General features: G+C 71.4%; 5 protein-coding genes. All 5 read left to right on the top strand.

The features are described 5' to 3' along the window. The coding region (locus tag H0W38_RS17995) for an acyltransferase (RefSeq protein WP_292456642.1) at nt 1-540 on the top strand (540 nt) is incomplete at its 5' end. Then, nucleotides 537-1,628 (top strand): glycosyltransferase, encoded by a 1,092-nt coding sequence (locus tag H0W38_RS18000; protein ID WP_292456644.1) that lies wholly within the window; start codon nt 537-539, stop codon nt 1,626-1,628. The genes H0W38_RS17995 and H0W38_RS18000, both read left to right, overlap by 4 nt. Before the next feature lie 5 nt (nt 1,629-1,633). Continuing rightward, nucleotides 1,634-2,737, top strand: a complete 1,104-nt coding sequence (locus tag H0W38_RS18005) for a glycosyltransferase family 2 protein (RefSeq protein WP_292456651.1) — start codon at nt 1,634-1,636, stop codon at nt 2,735-2,737. 142 nt (nt 2,738-2,879) lie between these two features. After that, nucleotides 2,880-3,599 carry a class I SAM-dependent methyltransferase gene (locus H0W38_RS18010; RefSeq protein ID WP_292456647.1) on the top strand — a complete coding sequence of 240 codons (720 nt, stop codon included), beginning with the start codon at nt 2,880-2,882 and terminating at the stop codon, nt 3,597-3,599. 22 nt (nt 3,600-3,621) lie between these two features. Continuing rightward, nucleotides 3,622-4,112 (top strand): 2-dehydropantoate 2-reductase N-terminal domain-containing protein (locus H0W38_RS18015; RefSeq protein ID WP_292456648.1); only part of this gene is annotated, 491 nt, incomplete at its 3' end.

The following is a 4,112-nucleotide window of genomic DNA, read 5'->3' on the forward strand; positions in this document are numbered from 1 at the left end:
GGTGTGCTGCGCGCACACAGCCGCGTCTCGACCCACGCGCGCATCGAGGCGCCCGCGCGCCTGCTGCTCGGCGACCATGTCTTTATCGGTCATTTCAACTTCATCGACGCCTCCGGCGGCCTGGAGATCGAGGAGGGCTGCCAGATCACCAACTTCGTCTCGGTGCTCACGCATTCCAGCCACCTGTCGGTCCGCCTCGAGCGCGAGCGCTACTGGGGCCATGCGGAGCCGGCCGGCCTGCAGCGCGAACCCAGCCGCCTGGGCGCCTGGAGCTTCATCGGCCCGCACAGCGTGATCGCGCCGGGAACGAGTCTGGGCCGCGGCGTGCTGGTGCGCGCCTACAGCTTCGTGAGCGGCGAGGTGCCCGATTTCGCAGTGCTGGAAGGGCAGCCGGCAAGGGTGGTCGGCGACACGCGCGAGCTCGACCGCGCCTGGATCGAGCGTCATGCCGAAACCTTCGGCCCCGAGGCGCGCGACGCCTACGAGGCCTGGGCACGCGAGGTTGTGCCTTCGGCAACGCCGCCGCCCGCGCCGCCATGAAACGCATTCTGTTTTTCGCCGACGCGAGCAGCATCCACACGCAGCGCTGGGTGCGCGAACTCGCCGTGCGCGGCTTCGACTGCGTGGTGGCCACGCGCCGCCCGGCCGATGTGCCAGGCGCGAGCGAGGTCATCGCCGTCTCGCCCGGCGCGGATGCCGCCGGCTGGCTGCTCGCCTTGCCTGAGGTGCAGCGCGTGGCACGCAGGGCCGCGCCGCAGTGGCTTCATGGCCACTACGTCACCTCCTACGGCCTGTGGGCGGCGGCGGCATCGCTGCTCGGCCCGCCGGTGCCGCTGGTGCTCACCGCCTGGGGCAGCGACATCCTCGTCACCCCGCGTGCGTCGGGTTGGCGCGGCGGCGCGATGTCGGCCCTGGTCGGCTGGACCCTGCGCCGTGCGGCGCTGATTACCGCGGACTCGCAGGACATGCTGGCCGCGATCCGCGGCTACGGTGTGAAGGCGCGCTGCGAAGAGATCCTTTGGGGCGCCGACACCGAGCGCTTCCGGCCGGGCCTGCCTTCAGCGGTTTTCGAAGTGGCGAGCCTGCGCGCCTGGGAGCCCAACTACAACATCGACACGCTGCTGCGCGCCTGGGCTCGGCTGCGCAATGCACGGCCGGGCACGGACGCGGTGCTTCATCTGCTCGGCGGCGGGGTTGAAGCGGCCTCGCTGCAGGCGCTGGCGCGCGAGTTGAAGCTCGGCGAAAGCGTGCGCTTCACCGGTCGCGTCGACGACGCCGCCATGGTCAAGACCCTTCAGCGCGCGCGCGCCTCCGTCAGCGTGCCGAGCAGCGACGCCACCTCGGTCTCGGTGCTCGAAGCACTGGCCTGCGGCCTGCCGGTGGTCGCGAGCGATCTGCCCGCCAACCGGCAGTGGATCGATGCGGCCAGTGGCCTGCTGGTGCCGCCGCGCGACGAAGCCGCGCTGGCCGATGCCCTGCTTCGCCTTGCCGACGAGCCCGCCTTCGCCGAGCAACAGGGACGGCGCAACCGCGAGGTCGCCGTGCAGCGCGCTTCGCGGCGCACGCACATGGAGCGCATGGCGGTGTTGTACGACTCGCTGCGGCTGCGCGCGCCGGAGCCGGCGTGAGCGGCATCCTCCCGCGCGTGGTCAGCGTGATCGCGCCGTGCCGCAACGAGCGGGCGCACGTCGCCGGTTTTTGCGACGAGTTGGCCGGCCAGCGGCTGCCCGAAGGCGTCGCGCTCGAAGTGCTGATCGCCGACGGCGGCAGCGACGACGGCACGCGCGAACTGCTCGCGGCGCGCTGCGCGGCCGACTCCCGCTTCGTGCTCGTCGACAACCCGGCGCGCATCGTCTCCTGCGGGTTGAACCGCTGCCTGCATCGCGCGCGCGGCGAGGTCATCGTGCGCATGGACCTGCACACCGGCTATGCGGACGACTACATCGCCGAATGCCTGGCCGCGCTGGCGCGAAGCGGGGCGGCCAACGTGGGCGGACCGTGGCGGGCGGGTAGCGAGGGCGCCTCGCAAGGCGGTATGGGAAGCGGCGCGACGCAACGCGGGGAGGGCGCCGGCGCGACGGAGCGTGAGGGCAGGGACGGCGCAACGCAACGCGCCATCGCCGCCGCGTTCCAGTCCCGCTGGGTCGCCGGTGGCGCTCGCTCGCGCAATCTGGACTACGAAGGCCCGGTCGATACCGTCTACCTCGGCTGCTGGCCGCGCGCGAGTTTCGAGCGCTTCGGCGGCTTCGACGAAAGCCTCGTGCGCAACCAGGACGACGAACACAACCTGCGCCTCGTTCTCGGCGGCGCCACCGTCTGGCAGAGCGCGCGCATCCGCTCGGCCTACCGGCCGCGAGCGAGTCTCGGCGCGCTGTTTCGCCAGCAGCTCCAGTACGGCTACTGGAAGCCCTTCGTGATGCGCAAGCACGGCAGGGCGGCCTCGCTGCGGCAACTGGTGCCGGGCGTCTTCGTCGCGCTGCTGGGCATGTCGGCGATCGTTGCGCCGCTGCTGCCGGCGGCGCGTGACGCGCTGGCATTGCTGGTGCTGGCCTATGCGCTTTATGTCGCGGCCGCCTCGTTGGCTATCGCGCGTGGGGCCGGCATGGCGCTGCTGCCGCGACTGCCGGCGGTGATGGCTGCCACGCATTTCGCTTATGGCCTCGGCAGCCTGCGCGGCTGGCTCGACGTGCTGTGGCGCGGCACGCCGTCGCCCGCTTTCGGAACGCTGACGCGATGAGCCCGGCGCCGCGCCGCCCCCAGCTGGGCTGGGGCCCCTTGGGGGACCGGAGTGTCGTGACGTGTGGGTTCGCCATGCACACGCCGGACCGCCTCAAGTGCTCATGCTCCGCGGGACCGAGCGCAGCGCGTAGGGTGCCCCAGTGAGCACGCCGCCGCCCGGCACGGACGAAGCCGCCGCCGTCGCGCAGCGGTATGCGCGCCGCGACGCCGCAGCCGACGCCGCGCGCTACAGCCTCTTCGATCCCGCGGCGCTGCAGGCGCAGCAGGAGCGCCTGCGGGTCATGCTGGCGTTGTGGAGCGCCCACGGCTGGCGTGGGCTGCAGGGTCTCGACCTGCTGGAGGTCGGCTGCGGCAGCGGCGGCAACCTGCTGGACCTGCTGCGCCTCGGTGCCGAACCTGCGCGCGTCGCAGGCATCGACTTGCTGCCCGAGCGCATCACGGCGGCCTGCGCGGTGCTGCCCTCTGCGGTCCGGCTGATCGAAGGCGATGCCAACCAGGCCGACATCGCGGCCGGCAGTCAGGATGCAGTGCTCGTTTTCACGGTGTTTTCCTCGCTGCTCGACGACACCGCTCAGGCCCGTCTGGCCGAGACGCTGTGGCGCTGGGTGCGGCCGGGCGGCGGGGTGCTGTGGCACGACTTCTGCGTAGACAATCCGCGCAACGCCGACGTGCGGGGCGTGCCGCTCGCTCGCGTGCGCCACCTCTTTCCTCAGGCACGCCTGCATGCACGGCGCGTCACGCTGGCGCCGCCGATTGCACGAACCGCGGCGCGTCTGCATGCCGGCTTGCCAGCGCTGGTCAATGCGCTGCCGCTGCTGCGAACACACCGGCTGTGCTGGCTCCGAAAACCGATGCAATGAAAACTCGACAAGGACCTGATTCATGAAGATCACCGTGGTGGGCACCGGCTATGTGGGCCTGGTTACCGGCGCTTGCCTGGCCGAGATGGGCAACCACGTGCTGTGCATGGATCTCGACGCCCGCAAGATCGACCTGCTCAACACCGGCGGCATCCCGATCCACGAGCCGGGTCTCCAAGAAGTGGTCCAGCGCAACGCCGCCGCCAAGCGCCTGGAGTTCACGACCGACGTGGACCGCGCCGTCGCTCACGGCACCCTGCAGTTCATCGCCGTGGGCACGCCGCCCGACGAAGACGGCTCGGCCGACCTGCAGTACGTGGTGGCCGCGGCCCGCGCCATCGGCGAGCGCATGACCGACTACAAGGTCGTCATTGACAAGAGCACGGTGCCGGTGGGCACGGCCGACAAGGTGCGCGCGACCATCGAAGCGGCGCTCGCCGCGCGCGGCGTGAAATGCGAGTACGCGGTGGTCAGCAACCCCGAGTTCCTGAAGGAAGGCGCAGCGGTGGCCGA

Source organism: Methylibium sp. (assembly GCF_013817365.1).
Classification (GTDB): Bacteria; Pseudomonadota; Gammaproteobacteria; order Burkholderiales; family Burkholderiaceae_C; genus Methylibium.